At 65.5% G+C, this 18,537-nt stretch carries 21 protein-coding genes; 9 read left to right on the top strand and 12 right to left on the bottom strand.

What is annotated here, in order from left to right; all coding sequences use genetic code 11:
* Genes FVW59_RS07545 through FVW59_RS07530 form a run of 4 tightly spaced genes read left to right on the top strand, consistent with a single transcriptional unit; the run spans window position 1 to window position 3,596 of the window.
* Window positions 1-1,140 carry a glycosyltransferase family 4 protein gene (locus FVW59_RS07545; RefSeq protein WP_148063648.1) on the top strand — a complete coding sequence of 380 codons (1,140 nt, stop codon included), beginning with the start codon at window positions 1-3 and terminating at the stop codon, window positions 1,138-1,140.
* Window positions 1,133-1,975 carry a lipopolysaccharide core heptose(I) kinase RfaP gene (rfaP, locus tag FVW59_RS07540; protein WP_222711450.1) on the top strand — a complete coding sequence of 281 codons (843 nt, stop codon included), beginning with the start codon at window positions 1,133-1,135 and terminating at the stop codon, window positions 1,973-1,975. Before FVW59_RS07545 ends, rfaP begins: the two co-directional genes overlap by 8 nt.
* Window positions 1,972-2,739, top strand: a complete 768-nt coding sequence (locus tag FVW59_RS07535; protein WP_148063647.1) for a lipopolysaccharide kinase InaA family protein — start codon at window positions 1,972-1,974, stop codon at window positions 2,737-2,739. The genes rfaP and FVW59_RS07535 overlap by 4 nt, the downstream gene beginning before the upstream one ends.
* A gap of 5 nt (window positions 2,740-2,744) precedes the next feature.
* The gene (locus FVW59_RS07530) at window positions 2,745-3,596 is read left to right on the top strand and encodes an alpha/beta hydrolase (protein WP_148063646.1); all 852 of its coding nucleotides are present in this window, start codon (window positions 2,745-2,747) and stop codon (window positions 3,594-3,596) included.
* Between the two features lie 43 nt (window positions 3,597-3,639).
* On the opposite strand, the gene FVW59_RS07525 is transcribed toward FVW59_RS07530, so the two are convergent.
* Together FVW59_RS07525 and FVW59_RS07520 are read right to left on the bottom strand one after the other, a co-directional pair.
* Window positions 3,640-4,416 carry a sulfotransferase gene (locus FVW59_RS07525; RefSeq protein ID WP_148063645.1) on the bottom strand — a complete coding sequence of 259 codons (777 nt, stop codon included), beginning with the start codon at window positions 4,414-4,416 and terminating at the stop codon, window positions 3,640-3,642.
* On the bottom strand, window positions 4,413-5,099 hold the full coding sequence (locus tag FVW59_RS07520; protein ID WP_187275811.1) for a lipopolysaccharide kinase InaA family protein: 687 nt from the start codon (window positions 5,097-5,099) through the stop codon (window positions 4,413-4,415). Before FVW59_RS07520 ends, FVW59_RS07525 begins: the two co-directional genes overlap by 4 nt.
* 153 nt (window positions 5,100-5,252) lie before the next feature.
* On the opposite strand from FVW59_RS07520, the gene FVW59_RS07515 reads away from it, so the two are divergent.
* Window positions 5,253-5,867: a sulfotransferase family 2 domain-containing protein gene (locus FVW59_RS07515; RefSeq protein WP_222711449.1), complete on the top strand. Its 615-nt coding sequence runs from the start codon at window positions 5,253-5,255 to the stop codon at window positions 5,865-5,867.
* On the opposite strand, the gene FVW59_RS07510 is transcribed toward FVW59_RS07515, so the two are convergent.
* Window positions 5,855-7,390 (bottom strand): hypothetical protein, encoded by a 1,536-nt coding sequence (locus FVW59_RS07510; RefSeq protein WP_148063643.1) that lies wholly within the window; start codon window positions 7,388-7,390, stop codon window positions 5,855-5,857. The two genes, FVW59_RS07515 and FVW59_RS07510, sit on opposite strands and share 13 nt — an antisense overlap.
* Before the next feature lie 104 nt (window positions 7,391-7,494).
* On the opposite strand from FVW59_RS07510, the gene rfbD reads away from it, so the two are divergent.
* Window positions 7,495-8,391 (top strand): dTDP-4-dehydrorhamnose reductase, encoded by an 897-nt coding sequence (rfbD, locus tag FVW59_RS07505; RefSeq protein ID WP_148063642.1) that lies wholly within the window; start codon window positions 7,495-7,497, stop codon window positions 8,389-8,391.
* Window positions 8,392-8,395: 4 nt separating this feature from the next.
* On the top strand, window positions 8,396-9,457 hold the full coding sequence (rfbB, locus tag FVW59_RS07500) for a dTDP-glucose 4,6-dehydratase (RefSeq protein WP_148063641.1): 1,062 nt from the start codon (window positions 8,396-8,398) through the stop codon (window positions 9,455-9,457).
* 3 nt (window positions 9,458-9,460) lie between these two features.
* Here rfbB and hemW read toward each other — a convergent pair whose 3' ends face one another.
* The 8 genes from hemW to FVW59_RS07460 form a co-directional block, all read right to left on the bottom strand.
* Window positions 9,461-10,603, bottom strand: a complete 1,143-nt coding sequence (gene hemW / locus FVW59_RS07495) for a radical SAM family heme chaperone HemW (protein ID WP_148063640.1) — start codon at window positions 10,601-10,603, stop codon at window positions 9,461-9,463.
* 116 nt (window positions 10,604-10,719) lie between these two features.
* Window positions 10,720-11,340, bottom strand: coding sequence for an RdgB/HAM1 family non-canonical purine NTP pyrophosphatase (gene rdgB / locus FVW59_RS07490; RefSeq protein WP_148063639.1), 621 nt, complete (start codon window positions 11,338-11,340; stop codon window positions 10,720-10,722).
* 1 nt (window position 11,341) lies between these two features.
* A complete protein-coding gene (locus FVW59_RS07485; protein WP_148063638.1) occupies window positions 11,342-11,800 on the bottom strand; it encodes a DUF4426 domain-containing protein in 459 nt (152 codons plus the stop codon).
* On the bottom strand, window positions 11,800-12,390 hold the full coding sequence (metW, locus tag FVW59_RS07480; RefSeq protein ID WP_148063637.1) for a methionine biosynthesis protein MetW: 591 nt from the start codon (window positions 12,388-12,390) through the stop codon (window positions 11,800-11,802). The genes FVW59_RS07485 and metW overlap by 1 nt, the downstream gene beginning before the upstream one ends.
* Window positions 12,390-13,550 carry a homoserine O-succinyltransferase MetX gene (gene metX, locus FVW59_RS07475; RefSeq protein WP_148063636.1) on the bottom strand — a complete coding sequence of 387 codons (1,161 nt, stop codon included), beginning with the start codon at window positions 13,548-13,550 and terminating at the stop codon, window positions 12,390-12,392. Before metX ends, metW begins: the two co-directional genes overlap by 1 nt.
* Window positions 13,551-14,138, bottom strand: a complete 588-nt coding sequence (locus FVW59_RS07470) for a YggT family protein (protein ID WP_148063635.1) — start codon at window positions 14,136-14,138, stop codon at window positions 13,551-13,553.
* A 36-nt stretch (window positions 14,139-14,174) separates the two neighbouring features.
* Entirely contained in the window at window positions 14,175-14,996 is an 822-nt protein-coding gene (gene proC / locus FVW59_RS07465) for a pyrroline-5-carboxylate reductase (RefSeq protein WP_148063634.1), read from the bottom strand.
* A gap of 60 nt (window positions 14,997-15,056) precedes the next feature.
* A complete protein-coding gene (locus FVW59_RS07460) occupies window positions 15,057-15,740 on the bottom strand; it encodes a YggS family pyridoxal phosphate-dependent enzyme (protein ID WP_148063633.1) in 684 nt (227 codons plus the stop codon).
* Between the two features lie 142 nt (window positions 15,741-15,882).
* Between FVW59_RS07460 and FVW59_RS07455 the strand changes: the two genes are divergently transcribed.
* Window positions 15,883-16,917 (top strand): type IV pilus twitching motility protein PilT, encoded by a 1,035-nt coding sequence (locus tag FVW59_RS07455; RefSeq protein WP_148063632.1) that lies wholly within the window; start codon window positions 15,883-15,885, stop codon window positions 16,915-16,917.
* Between the two features lie 41 nt (window positions 16,918-16,958).
* Window positions 16,959-18,095 (top strand): PilT/PilU family type 4a pilus ATPase, encoded by a 1,137-nt coding sequence (locus FVW59_RS07450; protein ID WP_148063631.1) that lies wholly within the window; start codon window positions 16,959-16,961, stop codon window positions 18,093-18,095.
* Here FVW59_RS07450 and ruvX read toward each other — a convergent pair.
* Complete coding sequence (ruvX, locus tag FVW59_RS07445; protein WP_148063630.1) at window positions 18,092-18,508, bottom strand: Holliday junction resolvase RuvX; 417 nt, start codon at window positions 18,506-18,508, stop codon at window positions 18,092-18,094. The two genes, FVW59_RS07450 and ruvX, sit on opposite strands and share 4 nt — an antisense overlap.
* Window positions 18,509-18,537: the final 29 nt, after the last annotated feature.

Raw genomic sequence — 18,537 nt, 5'->3', positions numbered from 1 at the left:
ATGCGCCTCGCCTTCCTGCTCTACAAGTATTTTCCCTACGGTGGCATGCAGCGCGACTTCCGCCGCTTTGTCGAGGAATGCCAGCAGCGGGGTCACACCATCCGCGTGTACTTTATCCGCTGGCAGGGTGAGCCGCTGTCGGGGGTGGATGCACGCCAGGTGCCGGCAAAGGGATTGTCCAACTACCACCGCAATGAGCGCTATCTCCACTGGGTGCAGGCGGATCTCGCCCGGGATCCCGTGGACGGCGTGGTCGGCTTCAACAAGATGCCGGGGCTGGATGTCTACTATGCCGCCGATTCCTGCTACCTCGACAAAGCCCTGAACGAGCGCGGCTGGCTGTATCGGCTGACGCCACGCTTCCGCCATTTTGCCGCTTACGAGCGCGCCGTGTTTGCGGCCGATGCGGCCACCGAGATCCTGCTCATCTCGGACACCGAAAAAGCCAAGTTCCTGCGCCACTACCACACCCCGGAAGCGCGCCTGCACATGTTGCCGCCGGGCATTTCGGCGGACCGGCGGGCCGGGCCGGACGCGGCGCAGCGGCGCAGGGCCAAAAGGGCTGAGCTGGGTCTCGCCGAGGGCGAACAGATGCTGCTCTTTGTCGGTTCCGGTTTTATCAAGAAGGGCCTGGGGCGCGCCATTCGCGCCCTGGACGCCCTGCGCCGGCGGGGCCTGCCGGCGCAGCTTTACATCGTCGGCCAGGACAAGGAGGCCGGCTTTCGGCGCCAGGTGGCGAAGCTCGGTGTGGGCGGTCAGGTGCACTTCCTCGGCGGTCGCGACGATGTGCCGGACCTGCTGCTGGCGGCCGATGCCCTGGTGCACCCGGCGCTGGATGAGGCGGCCGGCATCGTGCTGCTGGAAGCGCTGGTGGCGGGGCTGCCAGTGGTGGTTACCGATGTCTGCGGCTACGCTCATCATATTGCCGCGGCGAACGCGGGCCGGGTGTTGCCGTCACCCTTTGTGCAGGGCGCGCTGGAGCGGGCCCTCGAGGAGGTGCTGGCCGCGGAAGAAAACCAGCGCTGCCGGGCTGCGGCACTGGACTACGCAGGGCGGGAAGACCTTTACTCCATGCATCGCACGGGCGCCGAACTGATTGAACAACTGCTGCCGGCAAAGACGGGAGACAGCGGTGGCTGAGCAGTGGCTGCGGGACGATCTCGCGCGTGAGATCGGCGAAGAGGATCTGCTGGACTGGGGCCGGCGGGTGGCTGCTGAAGTTCCCGCGGAGGATGTCTATCGCGCCCGTGAAGGGCGCCGCACAGTGCGCCTGCTGCGCAACGGGCGCGCCTACTTTCTCAAGTACCACGGCGGCATCGGCTGGGGGGAAATTTTCAAGAACCTGAGCCAGTTGCGCCTGCCGATCCTGGGCGCCGGCAACGAATACCGCGCGGTCAATCTGCTGCGTGCGCTGGGGGTGGATACCATGACGGTGGCAGCCTATGCCCGCGCCGGTCTGAACCCGGCCCGGCAGCGTTCGCTGATCGTCACCGATGAGTTGACCGGCACTGTCAGCCTGGAAGATTACTGCCGCGACTGGCGCGCATCGCCGCCGCCCTTCGCCCTGCGCCAGAAGCTGATTCGCAAGGTGGCCGACAGCGCCCGGCGCATGCATGAAGCGGGCGTCAATCACCGCGATTTCTACCTCTGTCATTTCCATCTCGATCCCGCCACCCTGCATCGGAGCAGCCCGCGCTGTTACCTGATTGATCTGCACCGGGCCCAGTTGCGCGACAAAGTGCCGCAGCGCTGGCTGGTCAAAGACCTCGCCGGCTTGTATTTTTCAGCTATGGATACCGGCCTGACACAGCGCGACCTGCTGCGCTTCCTGCGCCATTACCAGCCGGGTGGTTTGCGGCAGGCGGTTGCGCCCCGGCGTTTCTTCTGGCGCAGCGTGGAAAAAGGCGCCCTCGCGCTGTACCGCAAGGATCACGGCGTGGCGCCGCCGGGCGGACCCTGGGAGCAGCGGCAGTGAACGTGCAGGTCCTGCGCGAAGGGCCGCTGCACGAGGCCCTGTGCAGTGAACTCGCGAGTACCGACAATCTGCGTCGCTGGCTGGGTGATCGCGGACGTCTGCTGAAGCAGGAGAACCGCAGCATGGTGGTGCTGGCGGGTATCGACGGGCGCGAGTGCTACCTGAAATTATTCGCCAGCAAGTCCCGCTGGCAGGGTCTGCTGTTTCGTTTCAGTATCAGTCGCGCAGTGCGCGGTTTCGATGCCGCGCGGCGTCTGCGCGAGGCCGGGGTGCGGGTGCCGGAGCCCCTGTGCTGCCTGTGGCTTGAAGAGGGCGCTCTGCTGGCGACGGCAGCGCTGGATGGCGCCGATCTCAAGACCCTGTGGACCGGGGACCCGGGGCACGCCCTGGACTGGTTCTCCATCATGCAGCGCTGCGCCCAGAGTGTCGCCGCGCTGCACCGGGCGGGCTACGCCCACGGCGACTGCAAGTGGGCCAACCTGGTGCTGGAAGGTGATCACTGTGTACTGGTGGATCTGGACGGTGTGAGCCGGGCCAGCCAGGCCAGTAAACACCTGGCGGTGGATCTCGCCCGCTTTACCCTCAACGCCGAGGAACTCTCCCTGCCGGTGGAGTACTACGATGTCTTTCTCGAAACCTACTGCCAGGAAACCGGCCGCAACTGGGCCGATGTCACCCGCGCTGTTATTGCGCCGCTGGTAACCCTGCGCAAGCGCCACGCCCACAAATACGGCCGCCGCGGCCACGAGTTACTGGGGAGATAAGCCCGATGGATGCCGATAGCGAATCTGAAGCACAGGTTAACGCCGAAGAAGGCCGGCTGGCGGGCGAGGTGTTCTACCGCCACTGGCGCGCTGTCGGCGATCCTTGCGCGGTTATTCTGCTGGTGCACGGGCTGGGCGAACACAGCGGTCGCTACCAGGGCTTTGCCGACTATTTCTGTACGCGCGGTTACGCTGTTGTCGCCCCGGACCACCCGGGGCACGGCCAGTCGCCGGGACACCGGGCCTACATCGATCGCTTCGAGGACTTTTTCCCGCCCCTGGAAGAACTGCGCAATCTCCTTCGCCGCTGGTATCCCGACCTGCCCTGTGCGCTGGTGGGTCACAGCATGGGCGGACTGATCGGCGCCCGCTACCTGCTCGACCACCAGCGGGATTTTTATGCCGCGGCACTGTCTGGGGCCGCGCTTGCGGTGGATCCGCAGCCCGCGGCGCCGCTGTTGTGGATCAACGCCCTGCTGTCGAAGTTGTTCCCCAGGCTGGGCCTGCTGCAGCTCGACGCGACCCAGGTGTCCCGTGATCCGGAGGTTGTGCAACGCTATATCGCCGACCCCCTGGTGCACAGCGGCAAGGCCAGTGCCCGCCTGGTCAGCGAACTGTTCCGCGCTATGGGCGAAGTGGAGGCGCGGCGCGGCGAGATCAACCTGCCGCTGCTGGTCATGCACGGCGAGGGCGACGTGATGACCGCGCCGAGCGGATCGGTAGCCTTCCATGAGGGTGCCGGCTCCAGCGACAAGACCCTGCGCCTCTATCCACAGCTCTACCACGAAATTTTTAATGAACCGGAGCGCCTGCAGGTGCTGGGAGAACTGGAGACCTGGCTTCGAGAGCGGCTGTAGATCACTGGCCCCGCAAGTCACAGTAATCGCGCTTAGCCGTGTGTCAGCTGCCCGTTCGCCCTGCCAGGTAGCGGTGCGACTTCCACCACACCCGCAGATTGCGCTCCCAGTCTTTCAGCAGCTCCCGCCGTTCCGGGTAGCGACAGGGGTAAGTCTGGGCTTCTACTGATTCCAGTGCCTGTAGCCACTGCCGATTCGTTTCGTAGCCCAGGCGTTGCAGGTCATCAGCCAACTCGGGGTGGCGCTGGTACTGCTCCTTGATCCGCGGCAGGTGTTGCCGCCACTTCTGCAGGCTGTCGGGATTGACGGCGCGCAGGCCGTTCATGGCGCGCCTGGCGTCGGCCGAGGGCGCGGCGTGCAGATGGTATTCGCTGAAGGGGTGGCGCTGTTCGAGAAAGGGAAAGTGGCCGGCGATCTCTGCCTGCACCCGGTCGGGGTCAGCGACCAGATCTTCGTAGCGCAGGCGCAGGAAGCGCGGGTGACCCTCGTAGCGCCGGGCGGCGCTGTCGCACTCGGCCCATACGCGGTAGTTGCAGAAGTACTGCCCGGGATTCTCCCGGTGTTTGCTGCTGATCACCGCCCGCGGGTCGCGCCCCAGGTAGATGATGTAAAGGTTTTCGTCGCGGAAAAAAATGTGGCGCAGCTGCTTGATATCGTTGGGCTGCTTGCTGAAGTACAGCCCGGCATCGGGTACCGTGGGCGCTGCGAAGATACTGCTTTCGTGAGCGCAGAAACCGTCGCTGGCGAAGCAGTTGCAGAGCAGTTCCATCAGCAGGGTGGTGCCACTGCGCGGGCAACCGACAATGTGCAGGCGCTTCATACCTTGCCTTTGGCGCGCAGCCGCCGCATGGCCCACTGGTAGGACTCCAGCGCCAGAATGCGCGCCTCGAGATGACCCAGTTCCGGGTGCTGACGGCGCCAGGCCTGGAAGAAGCGCCAGCGATCAGTGCGGGTCAGGTCGTCCGGCAGCAGCATGTTCAGTTGCATCAGGTTTTTCAGCACCAGCTTGCCGGGGGCGGGCTGGCGACGCAGGTTGCGCTCGTTGTCGATCAGGGCAAAGCGAAACTGGCCGCCCTTGTAATTGGCCAGTACGTTGCTCGGGCGCAGGTCACCGTGAATGAAACCGGTGGCGTGAAGGCGGCCGATATAAGTGCCCAGTTCCCGCAGCAGGTTGCGCCGCAGAAGCAGCGAGGCTGGGTCGCGGCCGGTGAGGCCGTGGCGCAGCCAGTGGGTGATGCCTTCGCCCGGCACGGCGCGAGTGAACAGGTATTCGCGACCGCCGGGCAGCTGCCCCCAGGCCAGGTTTTCCGGGGCGGTAAAGCCGGCGTGATTGAGGCTGTCCGACTGCCGGCGGGCGCGGGTGGCGCGACTGCCGCGCAACAGGCCCTTGATGCGCTCCAGCGGGCTGCGCGGCAGAAATTCCTTGTAGAACACACCGAGGCTAGCCTCCCTCGCCACCCGCGCGAAGGGGGAACTGGCCACCACCTGCCAGCCCTCGGGCACCTCGTCACCCGCCAGCCGCAGCGCGGTAGCGTGGTAGTCGGGGGTCTGGTTTCCGGTATCGGTAATGACGGCGCTCCCGCTGCAATTGGCGTGTTATTCTACGCGCCGGGATGCGTCCCGTCTTTAGTGCACACCACCTCTCCCGGAGACCACATGGGCATTGCCAGCGACAGCGCGGCGCGATTCAGGTACTGGCACCGCACCCTGAGGGAACGCCACCTGCGGCCATGGGTGTTCATCCATATCAACAAGACCGGCGGCAGTAGCATCGAAAAAGCACTGGGCGCCGGCCTCGACCACAGCACGGCGCTGGAAAAGTACCGCCAGCTGGGCGCCGAAGCCTGGGCGAAGAAGTTTGTCTTTAGCGTAGTGCGCAACCCCTGGGACAAGGTGGTCAGCCACTACCACTACCGGGTGAAAACCAACCAGACCGGCCTCGGCGAGCACACCATCCCCTTTGCCGAATGGCTGCAGCGCTGTTACCTGGAGCGCGACCCGCGCTACTACGACCAGCCGCGCATGTTTATGGCCCAGCGCGACTGGCTGGTGGACGAAAACGGCGAGATGCTGGTGACCTTTGTCGGGCGTTTTGAAAACCTGCAGCAGGACTTCGACAGTATCTGCCAGCGCATCGGCACGCAGGCCAGCCTGGGTCACGCCAAACCCTCGGAGCGCGGCGGTTACCGGGAATACTACAGCGCCGAGAGCCAGGCCATTGTCGCCGAGGCGTTCGCCGCCGACATCGAGCTGTTCGGCTACGGTTTCTGAGTCGCTGCGCCGCGCAGGTTCACAATATGAATGCTGCGGCGTCCGCTGCTGCCAAAGACCTGCACTTCCTGTAGCTGTTCCTGCTCGAGGAAGCGCTGCCATTGCGGCAACTCGGCGCGCTTGACCTCCATGGCGAGATAGTCGCGGCCCTGCCAGAGGTCCGGGCGCTGGAAGAGGTCATTCACGCCGTAGTCGTGGGCGCTGTACTGGCTCCAGTCATAGGAACGCTGACTGGACCAGGCGATATACATATCGTTGGCGGCCAGGCTGGCGTTGGCGGGCGTCTGCTCCCGCAGCCAGCGCGCGGCGTCGGCGATGAAGGCCTTCTTGTAGTCGCCGTTGTGCAGCACGTCACCCACGGTGCCGATCAACAGCAGCGCCGCTATCACTTTACCTGCGCGTCCGCCGGCCCGCTGCCACAGACCGCTCAGGGTAAAGGCGAGATAGGGCATGCAGAGCAGGGCAACAATGCTGGCGTAGCGCTCCAGCATGAAGTGTTTGCCGAAGGTGAACAGGGCCAGGTAGAGCAGGGCTATGCAGATATTGGCGTTGAGCAGGCGCTGGTCCCGCGGCGCGATGCGCTCCCAGCCGCGACGCAGGTAGCCCCACACAAGCACGGCCAGCCAGGGCCAGCTGATGGCGCGGAACACATTGAGCATCAGGATGGTAAGCAGCCCGGTCACTGCAACCCAGCCGGCATCTTCTCGCGCCGAGAATACCAGCAGGGCGGCGGCGGTGTCAGACGCCAGCTGGTGGAAGCGGTCGGGCAGGCCGACAACCTGCTCGACGTAGTGGCTGATGATCGGGAACAGCTGGCCGCCGTCGGGCTGGGTGCCCTGGTGAATGACAACGGCGGCGAGCCCGACGGCCACGGCGAGCAGCGGCGGCAGCAGCAGTCGCAGCGCGTCGCTTTTGCGGGCGACGACGCCCGGCAGTAGCAGGGCCAGGGGCGCCAGCACCAGGAAAAACAGCCCTTCAAAGCGGAACAGGATGGCCAGCAGCATCCACCCGTACCAGGCCCACTGGCGGCCTGCGGAAGGCTGGTGGGCGTAGCGCAGCAGGCCGCGCAGGGCCCAGATCATGCACGCCCAGTAGGCCGGGTCGCGCATGATCGAGCTGCGATAGTCGTTGAGCACCGGGTAGGACAGAATCAGAATGGCGGCGAACAGTTGCACCCGGCGGTCGCCGCCGAGGGTGGCCACGGTGGCGACCATGCCGACACTGAGTCCGATATAGCACAGGGTGGTGAGGGCCTGCCCCAGGGTGGCCAGTGGCAGGCCGCTGAGGCGGTGCAATTCGGCGATCAGGATGGACAGCACCGGCCGCCCGAACAGTTCGCGACTGGCGGCCAGACCCTCGCTGAGGTAGGCTTGCGCCGCGCGCAGGTAGAGTACGCCGTCGCGGTTGATCAGCGGGTCCAGATAGATCAGCCACAGTGACAGTAGCAGGCTGGCGATGGCAACCAGCCGCAGGTCGATGTCAATGCGCTGTGAGGTGGGAGCGGGCTTGGTGTTGGCAGGCACGGATTAAACTCTGTTTTGCCGCTAGTCTACCGATGGCCGGCGCCAATCGCTATACAACGGGGTGTGCGAAGTGTCCCTGTTTTGCGCGCCCCTTCAAGTTAGCCATGGGAAAGCAAGTGAAGAGAGTATTGGTGACAGGCGCCGGCGGTCAGCTCGGCAGTGAGCTCGCCGCCACCGCACCGCAGGTGGAAGTGCTGACCCTGGGGCGCGATGCCCTGGATATTGTGGATGGCGAGGCGGTACTGCGGCGCGTTGCAGGGCTCAAGCCTGATCTGGTGATTAATGCCGCCGCCTACACCGCAGTCGATCGCGCCGAGAGCGAGCGCGACCAGGCCTTCGCCATCAACGCCGATGGCCCGGCCAATCTCGCCCGTGCCTGCAGTGAGACCGGCGCCCGTCTGTTTCATGTATCCACCGATTTCGTCTTTGATGGCAGCGTCAGCCGGCCCTACCGCCCGGGTGACGCGACGGCGCCGCTGGGAGTCTACGGTGCCAGCAAGCTGGCGGGTGAGCAGGCGGTGCAGGCGGCACTGCCGGAGGCCCTGATCCTGCGCACCGGATGGGTCTACTCCCGCTTCGGCGGCAACTTCGTGAAAACCATGCTGCGCCTGATGGGCGAGCGCGAGCGCCTCGGCGTGGTTGCCGACCAGGTCGGTACGCCCACCTGGGCCGCCGGTCTGGCTCGGGCACTCTGGGCCTTCGCCGAACGGCCCGCCCTCGGCGGTGTCTATCACTGGAGCGATGCCGGTGTGTGCAGCTGGTACGACTTTGCCGTGGCCATCGCCGAAGAGGGCCTGGCCCGGGGGCTGTTGCCGCGTGCCGTCGAGGTCGCACCGATTCCCGCAGCCGACTATCCCACCCCGGCGCAGCGCCCGGCTTACAGCGTGCTGGACAAGTCCGGGAGCTGGCGCGACCTGGAAACGAGCGGCACCCACTGGCGCGTGCAACTGCGCCACATGCTGGACGGCCTCGCCGCAGAACCCGAATTCAACAAGGAATAGCACTATGGCCAAGTCCCTGCTGGTCACCGGCGCCGCCGGCTTTATCGGCGCCAACTTCGCCCACCACTGGGTTGCCGCCCATCCCGACGATACCGTGGTGGCCTTCGATGCCCTGACTTACGCTGGCAATCGCGCCAACCTGGCGAGCCTCGAAGCGCGGGACAATTTCCACTTCGTGCAGGGCGACATCTGTGACCAGTCGCTGGTGGAAAAGACCCTGCGCGATCACCGTGTGGATACCCTGGTGCACTTCGCGGCGGAGAGCCACGTGGACAGGTCCATCACCGGGCCGGGCGAATTTATCCAGACCAACGTGATCGGCACCCACAGCCTGCTGGAAGCGGCGCGCTCGGTGTGGCTCGCCGGGGACGGCAGCGACCACCGTTTTCACCACGTTTCCACCGACGAGGTCTACGGATCGCTGGCTCCCGATGCGCCGGCCTTCCATGAAGAGCAGAAGTACGAACCCAATTCGCCCTACTCCGCGAGCAAGGCCGCCTCGGACCACCTGGTGCGGGCCTGGCACCACACCTACGGACTGCAGGTCAGCACCAGCAACTGCTCCAATAACTACGGCCCCTTCCACTTCCCGGAAAAGCTGATTCCCCTCTGCCTGACCAATATCCTGCGCGGCCGGCCGCTGCCAGTGTACGGCGACGGCAGCAATATTCGCGACTGGCTCTATGTGCAGGATCACTGCCGCGGTATCGAGCTGGTGCTGCAAAAAGGCAGCGTCGGCGAGACCTACAACATCGGCGGCAACAACGAGTGGAACAACCTCGACATCGTGCAGCTGCTGTGCGACCGGCTGGATCGCCGCTTTGCCGGCAACGCCGAACTGTGCAAGCGCTTCCCCGATTCCCCGGCCCTCAAGGGCGAGTCCCGCAGCCTGATTACCTTTGTCGAAGACCGCGCTGGCCACGACTGGCGCTACGCCATCGACGCTTCCAAAATCAACGGCGAACTCGGTTATGTGCCGGTGGAAACCTTCGAGACCGGCATTGAGCTTACCCTGGACTGGTACCTCGCCAACGAGGACTGGTGGCGGCCGCTGCTGCTCGACTGAAGCTCAGCCGGGGAAAAACTCCGCCACCACGCTGTCGAGGTAGCGCCAGCCGGTGGCGGTACAGTGCAGGTGGCTGCCGCTGACTTGCAGCAGGCCGCGCTCGCGCAGGCGGTCGATGGTGTCCTGCACGGCGTCTGGTGGCAGGCCGGTGTAGCGGCTGAAGTTCGCCAGTGGCGCCCCGCCGGCCAGGCGCAGGGTATTCAGCATGTACTCCCCGGGTAGCTCTTCGGGTTCCAGCCAGCGCTGGCTGGCGCCAAAGCCGCCGCGCTCGCTGGCCAGGTAGTCCGCTGGCTGACGCCGCTTGGCGTAGCGCTCGATGCGCCCGTCGCGGTGTGTCGCCTTGCCGTGGGCGCCGGCGCCAATCGCCAGGTAATCGCCGAAAGACCAGTAGTTCAGGTTGTGGCGGCACTCGCTGCCGGGCTTCGACCAGGCCGACACTTCATAGGCGCGCAGGCCATTGCCCTGTAGCAGGGCCTCCCCGGCATCCTGGATATCCGCCAGCGTGTCTTCCACCGGCAGTACCGGCGGACGTTTGTGGAACACGGTGTTGGGTTCGATGGTGAGCTGGTACCAGGACAGGTGAGGCGGGTCGAATTCGAGGGCGCCTGCCAGGTCGGCAAGGCCGCGCTCCACGCTCTGCCCCGGAAGGCCGTGCATCAGGTCGATATTGAAGTTGTCGAAACCGGCGTCGCGCACCATGGCCAGGGCCCGGCGCGCCTGGTCGCTGTTGTGCACGCGGCCCAGCGTCTGCAGCTGCTCATCCTGGAAAGACTGGATGCCCAGCGACAGGCGATTGATGCCGGCGGCGCGAAAGCCGGCGAACTTCTCCGCCTCGGCGCTGCCGGGGTTGGCCTCCATGGTGGCTTCGAGGTCGCGGGCCAGCGGTACGCGCGCGGCGATGCCCGCCATCAGTTGCCCGATGGCCGTTGCGCTGAACAGGCTCGGTGTACCTCCGCCGATGAACAGAGTCTGGATCTCGCGGCCCTGCAATCGTGGTATTTCCCCCTCCAGGTCCAGCAGCAGGGCCTCTACGTAAGCCTGCTCCGGAATGTCACGGGCCTCGTGGGAGTTGAAGTCGCAGTAGGGGCACTTGCGCTCGCACCAGGGCAGGTGGATGTAGAGACTGAGCGGGGGCAGTGAGAGCATGGCTTGTCCCTGTATGGGCGGCGTTGTCCCGACCGGCGGCGGATGAGCTGGGGAGGACGGGGCAGGCGGTCAGGTCCGCGGATCATTCCTGCGCAGGCAGGACCATGTTAATTGCGCTATTTGCTGTCACCGCGCCGGGCCAGCGCCGCAGACAGCAGCGCGCAGGCCTGCCCGCGGTGACTGATGCGGTTTTTTACTTCGCGCGGCAGTTCCGCGGCGCTGCAATCCTGGTCCGGTACATAAAACAGGGGGTCGTAACCAAAGCCCTGTTCGCCGCGGGGGGCCTCGAGTACAAGGCCTTCCCAGCTGCCCTGGCAGATGATGGGGGTCGGGTCTTCGGCGTAACGCAGGTACACCAGCACGCACTGGAAGCGCGCCCGGCGCTCACGCCGGGGCAGGCCTTCCAGCGCCGCCAGCAGTTTGCGGTTGTTGCCGGCGTCACCTTCGCCCCACTGATGCGCCTCCCCGGCGGCGTAGCGGGCGGAGTAGATGCCCGGGGCGCCGCGCAGTGCGTCCACCTCCAGCCCGGAGTCGTCGGCGATGGCGGCAAAGCCGGTGTGGCGGGCGGCGGCGCGGGCCTTGATCAGGGCGTTCTCGACGAAGGTGAGGCCGTCCTCGGGCACTTCGGGCACCTCGAACTCGGCCTGCGAGCGCAGCTTGAGGCCCAGCGGCGCCAGGATGCGATCCAGTTCCTTCAGCTTGCCGGCATTGCCGCTGGCCAGGACGACGGTACTCATATCAGTGGACATACAGCTGGTGCTTGAATTTGAAAGTATAGGTCTGCTCTGCGCCCTCCGGGCGGAAATGCACTTCGAAGTGGCGCCACTCGCGGTTGATGAATTTGAAGGGCGCGATGTAGTACACCGCCTGGCCCTCGCGAATCTCCTGGAATTCCAGCGCCTGGCCCTGGATCAGATCCCAGCTGCGGCCCTTGAGCAGGGCGGCGCGGTTGACTGCCGTGCCGTCGGCCAGGTGCTCGCGGATGGCGAGGTTGACGATACCCCGCTTCTTGCCGCGCACGATGTTGTACTCGGCGGCCACCTCCGGCGACAGGAAGGTAGTGTTCACCACACTGTGGTGCAATTCATAGGGGCCGAAGCGCTCGCTCTGCTGGGCAAAGGCCGCGGGCGCTAAAAGTGCCGCCAGGGCCAGGGCGAGCAGGGGGGCGAAAAAGTGCTGGCTGTTCGCGCGTATCATCAGCGGGACAGGCGGTAGATGGCGGTCACCGCGAACAGGTTGGGCCAGGCGCCGGCCAGCAGGGGCTTGCGCTCGGTGTTGCCCACCATTTCCCGGTCGAGGATGCGGATGCCCTTGTCCCGGCACAGGGCCTCGAAGTCCTGCACGGTGCAGAAGTGGATGTTCGGCGTGTCGTACCAGGTGTAGGGCATGAACTTCGACACCGGCATGCGGCCGCGGGTGCCGAGGTAGAGGCGGCAGCGCCAGTGGCCGAAGTTGGGGAAGGTGACGATGCCCTCGCGGCCGATCCGCAGCATTTCATCCAGCACCCGGTCCGGGTAGTGCACTGCCTGCAGGGCGTGGGCCATCACCACGGTGTCGAAGCTCTGGTCGGGGAAGTTGCCCAGGCCCTCGTCCATGTTCTGTTCCACCACGTCGAGGCCGCGGGCCACGGCGGCGGTGATGTTGTCCGGGTCGATCTCCAGTCCCATGCCGCGCACCTGGCGCTCGTGCTGCAGGCGCTGCAGGAATTCGCCGCCGCCGCAACCGAGGTCGAGCACGCGGGAGCCGGGGGCGATCCAGGGCTGGATACGGGTCAGGTCGAGGCGCATCAGTCGCTCCCCACTCGCTGCATATAGGCCGCGAACAGGTCGCGATAGCGCGGAATTGGCATCAGGAAGGCATCGTGCCCCTCGTTGGCTTCGATCTCGGCGTAGGTCACCGGGCGGCCGGCGGCGATCAGGGCGTCGACGATTTCCCGCGAGCGGACCGGCGAGAAACGCCAGTCGGTGGAGAAGGAGATCACCAGGAAGCGGCACTGCGCGTGGCGGAAGGCCGCCACCGGATCGTCGCCGTATTCCCGCGCCAGGTCGAAATAGTCCAGGGCCCGGGTCATCAGGATGTAGGTGTTGGCATCGAAGCTGCCGGAGAACTGGCTGCCCTGGTAGCGCAGGTAGCTCTGCACCTGGAACTCCACGTCGTCTTCGCCGCCCCGCTCCAGGGTGCCCGAGCGCAGGTCGCGGCCGAATTTGGCGGCCATGGCGTCGTCCGACAGGTAGGTGATGTGGCCCACCATGCGCGCCAGCCCCAGCCCTTGCGCTGGCAGGCTGTTGTGCTCCAGGTAGCGCCCCCCGGCAAAGTCCGGGTCCGACTGGATGGCGTGGCGGGCGATTTCGTTGAAGGCGATGTTCTGGGCACTCAGTTTCATCGCCGAGGCAATCACCACGCAGTGCTTCACCCGCTCCGGGTATTCCAGCGCCCAGCGCATGGCCTGCATGCCGCCGAGGCTGCCGCCGATGACGGCGGCCCAGGCGTCGATACCGAGGCGGTCCGCCAGCCGCGCCTGGCTGTGCACCCAGTCCCTGGCACGCAGGGGCGGGAAGTCCGGCCCCCAGGGTTTACCGGTGCCCGGGTTGATGGAGGTCGGCCCGGTGGAGCCGTGGCAGCCGCCGAGGTTGTTCAGGCTGACCACGAAGAAGCGCGCGGTGTCGATGGGTTTGCCGGGGCCGATGTACTCGTCCCACCAACCGGGCTTGCGATCCTGGTCGCTGTGGTAACCGGCGGCGTGATGGTGGCCGGACAGGGCGTGGCAGATCAGCACCGCGTTGGAGCGCGCGGCGTTCAGCTCACCGTAGGTTTCGTACACCAGTTCATAGGGCGCCAGCTCGCGGCCACAGGCCAGCGTCAGTGGCTCCTCGAAGCGCGCTGTCTGCGGCGAGACTATTCCAACGGAGCCGACAGAGCCGACGGAATCGCTGACGGTTGTAGTCATTTACAGGCCGATCACCAGTGCCGGATGCAGGCCCACGCCGGCCGCCATGTGGCGCAGGGCGATCTGGATCACGTTGATCAGGATGAATACCAGGATGGGGGAGAAATCCAGCCCGCCCATGGACGGCAGCATTTTGCGAAAGGGCGCCATCACCGGTTCGGTGAGCTGGTACAGCAGGTAGAGGGCCGGGTTGTTACTGCCCGGCGCCACCCAGCTGAGGATGATCACCGCCAGCAGGGCAAAGAAATACAGATTGACCAGCAGCGCCACCAGGCCCAGCACCGCCCACACCAGCAGCACCGCCGGATTGGGAATGGCCAGGCCGTAGAGCCACAGCATGACCACAATGCCTAGCACCTGCAGCGCCAGCGCCAGCAGCAGCGAGGCGAGGTCGATACCGCCAAAGCCGGGCAGCACCCGGCGCAGGGGCACCACCAGCGGGCTGGTGATTTTCACCAGGAACTGGCTGACCGGATTGTAGAAGTCGGCGCGCACCAGCTGCAGCAGGAAGCGCAACAACATGGCCACCATGTAGAGACTGAGGGCGGTCTGCAGCAGGTAGACGAGGATTTCGTTAAAGGCGCTCACAGGGTGTAAATCTCCTTGGTATCCAGGTGCCGGGTGCTAGGCCAGTTCGCGGGCCATTTCGGCGGCGCGCTCGGCGGCGGCGGTCATGGCGCGGGCCACAGTGTCGCGCAGGCCGCTGGCTTCAAAACTTTCCACGGCGGCCTGGGTGGTGCCGCCGGGGCTGGTGACGCGACGTCGCAGCTCCACCAGATCCACATCCCCCTCGACAGCCATGCGCGCGGCGCCGAGGGCGGTTTGCCGGGCCATGACGGTAGCGGTTTCACGGCCGAGGCCAAGTTCGACGCCGGCGTCGATCATGGTTTCCATAAGCAGGAAGAAATAGGCGGGGCCGCTGCCGGAGAGGGCGGTGATGGCGTCCAGCGCGCTCTCGCTATCCACCCACTCGACAATGCCGACAGCGCCGAGAATGGCCTCGGCATGGGCGCGCTGGGCCGGTCCCACCTGCCCGGTGGCGTAGAGAGCGCTGGCGCCGCAACCGAGCAGGGCCGGGGTGTTGGGCATGCAACGTACGATAGCCGTGCCGTCCCCCAGCCGCGCGCGCATGCTGTCGACAGTAATACCGGCGGCGATGGAGATCACCAGCGCGTTATTTTCGGCCACCTGGCTGGCAATGGCCGACAGGGCTTCGGCCATGACCTGGGGTTTGACCGCCAGAATCACCACGTCGGCGCCGCGCGCCGCTTCGGCATTGTCGGTAAAGGTGGCAATCGGACCCAGCGCCCGCAGTTGTTCGAGGCTGTCCGGGAAGGGGTCGGCGGCGCGCAGGGACCCGGCCGGGTGGCCGCTCTCCAGCAGCCCGCCGAGAATGCTGCGGGCCATGTTGCCGGCGCCGATAAAGGCGATGGTGGGGGTGCTCAACAGTCTGCTCCAGCCCGTGAAAAAACGAAGCGGCAGTATACACGCCGCCCGCGGACTAAATCACCCGCGAGCCCCGAAGATGTCGGTGCCCACGCGGATCAGGGTGGCCCCTTCGGCGATGGCGGCCTCGAAGTCTCCGGACATGCCCATGGACAGGGTATCCAGTCCCGCCAGCGGCAGCGCGGCCATCGCCTCGCGCAGCGCGGCGAAGGGGGCGCGCTGCCGCGCCGGATCGTCACAGGGGGCGGGAATCGTCATCAGGCCGCGCAGGGTGATGTTGGGCAATCCGGCTACCGCCGCCGCCAGTGCCGGCAACTCGTCGAGGTCGACCCCCGCCTTGCTCGGTTCGCCGGAGATGTTCACCTGCAGGCAGAGTTGCAGCGGCGGCAGGTGGGACGGCCGCTGTTCGCTGAGACGGCGGGCGACCTTCAGTCGATCGACACTGTGTACCCAGTGAAAATGTTCGGCGATGGCGCGGGTCTTGTTGGACTGGATGGGCCCGATGAAGTGCCACTGCAGGTCCAGGTCTGCAAGGTCGACCATTTTCTCCAGCGCTTCCTGCAGGTAATTCTCCCCGAAGGCTCGCAGGCCGAGTTGCGCCGCTGCCCGCACAGTCCCTGCGGGCCGTGTCTTGCTCACTGCCAATACCGTCACTTCGTCGGCATTGCGCTGGTATTTCTCGACCGCCCGGCTTACTCTCGCCAGCAGGTTTGCTATATTGTCGGAAAGCTGTCGCTCACTCATGTACTGGTCCTGAAGCGGTTCACGCCCGCGTGTCAGTCCGGGCGGCAGCGCAAGAATAACACGCACGGGCAGCACGCCCGCGCAGGCCAGCCGTTTGGCACCGGGGATAGTTGCCAGGCTGGGTCGCCCAGGGGAGGGGACGGTGGACATTACAGAGTTACTCGCCTTCAGCGCCAAGCAGGGCGCTTCTGACCTGCATCTTTCCGCCGGCCTGCCCCCCATGATTCGTGTCGATGGCGACGTGCGTCGCATCAACCTGCCGCCGATGGAGCACAAGCAGGTACACGAACTCATCTACGACATCATGAACGACAAGCAGCGCAAGGACTACGAGGAGTTCCTGGAAACCGACTTCTCCTTCGAAGTGCCCGGCGTCGCCCGCTTCCGTGTCAACGCTTTCAACCAGAACCGCGGCTCCGGCGCGGTGTTCCGCACCATCCCCTCCAAGGTCTTGTCCATGGAGGATCTCGGCATGGGCCAGGTGTTCCGCGATATTGCCATGATGCCGCGCGGACTGGTGCTGGTGACCGGGCCCACCGGCTCCGGCAAGTCCACCACCCTGGCGGCGATGATGGATTTCATCAACGACAACAAGTACGAACACGTGCTGACCATCGAGGACCCGATTGAGTTCGTGCACGAGTCGAAGAAATGCCTGGTTAACCAGCGCGAAGTGCACCGCGACACCCTCGGCTTCGCCGAAGCCCTGCGCTCGGCCCTGCGCGAGGACCCGGACATTATCCTGGTGGGCGAAATGCGCGACCTGGAAACCATCCGCCTGGCGCTGACCGCCGCGGAAACCGGCCACCTGGTGTTCGGTACCCTGCACACCACCTCCGCGGCGAAAACCATCGACCGGATAGTGGATGTGTTCCCGGCGGCCGAGAAAGCCATGGTGCGCTCCATGCTGTCAGAATCATTGCAGGCGGTGGTGTCCCAGACCCTGCTCAAGCGCACCACCGGCGGCCGGGTGGCGGCCCACGAAATCATGCGCGGCACCTCAGCCATCCGCAACCTGATCCGCGAGGACAAAGTGGCGCAGATGTACTCCGCCATCCAGACCGGGCAGGCGCTGGGCATGCAGACCATGGATCAGTGTCTGCACGAACTGGTGGACAAGCGCGTTATTTCGCGGGAAGTCGCCCGCGAGAAGGCGCGCATGCCGGAGAATTTCTAGAGGCACAGAAGCCGGGCGTCAACGACCCGCGCGGAGGAACGATGAAGATTCGGGAGCTACTGGAACGGGTGGTCAAGGAAGGCGCCTCGGACGGCTTCATCTCCGCCCACGCCGCGCCTTGCATCAAGGTCGATGGCCAGATTTACCCCATCGCCGACAAGGTGCTGAGCGAGGACGAGGCGGAGGACATTGTGCTCTCCACCATGACCAAGGCCCAGCAGGAAGACTACCGCCTGCACCACGAGGCCAATTTCGCCCTGGCCGACGATGAACTGGGCCGCTTCCGTGTCAGCGCTTTTGTGCAGCGCGGCGCCTGTGGCCTGGTGTTGCGGCGCATCGAGACCAAGATCCCCGAGATCGACGCCCTGGGCCTGCCACCGATCATTCGCGAACTGGCCATGACCAAGCGTGGCCTGGTGATTTTCGTCGGCGCCACCGGCACCGGCAAGTCCACCTCGCTGGCGGCCATGGTCGGTTACCGCAACCGCAACAGTCGCGGCCACATCATCAGCATTGAAGATCCCATCGAGTTCATCCACGAGCACGCCGGCTGCATCATCACCCAGCGCGAAGTGGGCATGGATACCGAGTCCTTTGACGTGGCGCTGAGGAACTCCCTGCGCCAGGCGCCGGACGTGATCATGATTGGCGAGGTGCGTTCCGCCAATACCATGCAGCAGGCGCTGGCCTTTGCCGAAACCGGCCATCTCTGCCTGTGTACCCTGCACGCCAACAACGCCAACCAGGCTCTGGACCGAATCCAGAGCTTCTTCCCGGCGGAGCTGATCTCCCAGGTGTGGATGGACCTGTCACTCAACCTCAAGGCCATGGTTGCCCAGCAGTTGCTGCCCTCCCGGTCCGGCAAGGGGCGCACCCCGGTGATTGAAGTACTGCTCAATACACCACTGGTGCAGGATTACATCCGCAAAGGCCAGGTTCACCTGATCAAGGAAGTGATGGCCAAATCCAACGAGATTGGCATGCAGACGCTGGATCAGTCCCTGTTCGAGGCCTACAAGGCCGGCCGTATTACCCGCGATGATGCCGAACGCTATGCCGATTCCGGCAACGACGTGCGGCTGATGATCAAGATGCACGAGAAAGGCAAGCTGACCTTCGAGGAGGGGCAGGGCCTGAGCTACGACGAGAAGGATTCCAGCGGCCACTATGTTCGCTAGGAGGGGCGCGCGCTGTCCCGCTCGGCCAGCCAGGTGTGCAAGATGAGTTCCGCCGCCTGACTGTCGACCGGGCTGGCCTTGTAGTCGCCCCGGTGCCCTCGTTCCCGCTGCTGCGATTTTGCCTCGAAGCTCGACAGGCGCTCGTCGGCCATGTCCACCGGCAGGCCGAAGCGGCCGTGCAGCCGGCGGGCAAACTTCTCCGCCCGCTGGCTCAGTTTGCTGACGCTGCCGTCCATGTTCAGCGGCAGCCCCACCACCAGCACATCGGGCTGCCACTCCCGCAACAGTTTTTCGATGTCGTCCCAGTTCGGTATGCCGTCCCGCGCTTTCAGTACGGTCAGTGGCTGGCTGGTGCCGAGCAGGCAGTTGCCGGTGGCTACGCCAATCTGGCGCAGGCCGTAGTCGAAGGCCATGGCGGTCTGTGGGGGAGTGCGGGGCAAAA

The sequence above is a fragment of the Parahaliea aestuarii genome, assembly GCF_008064635.1.
Classification (GTDB): Bacteria; Pseudomonadota; Gammaproteobacteria; order Pseudomonadales; family Halieaceae; genus Parahaliea; species Parahaliea aestuarii.
This window is presented reverse-complemented; position numbering and strand designations above follow the sequence as displayed.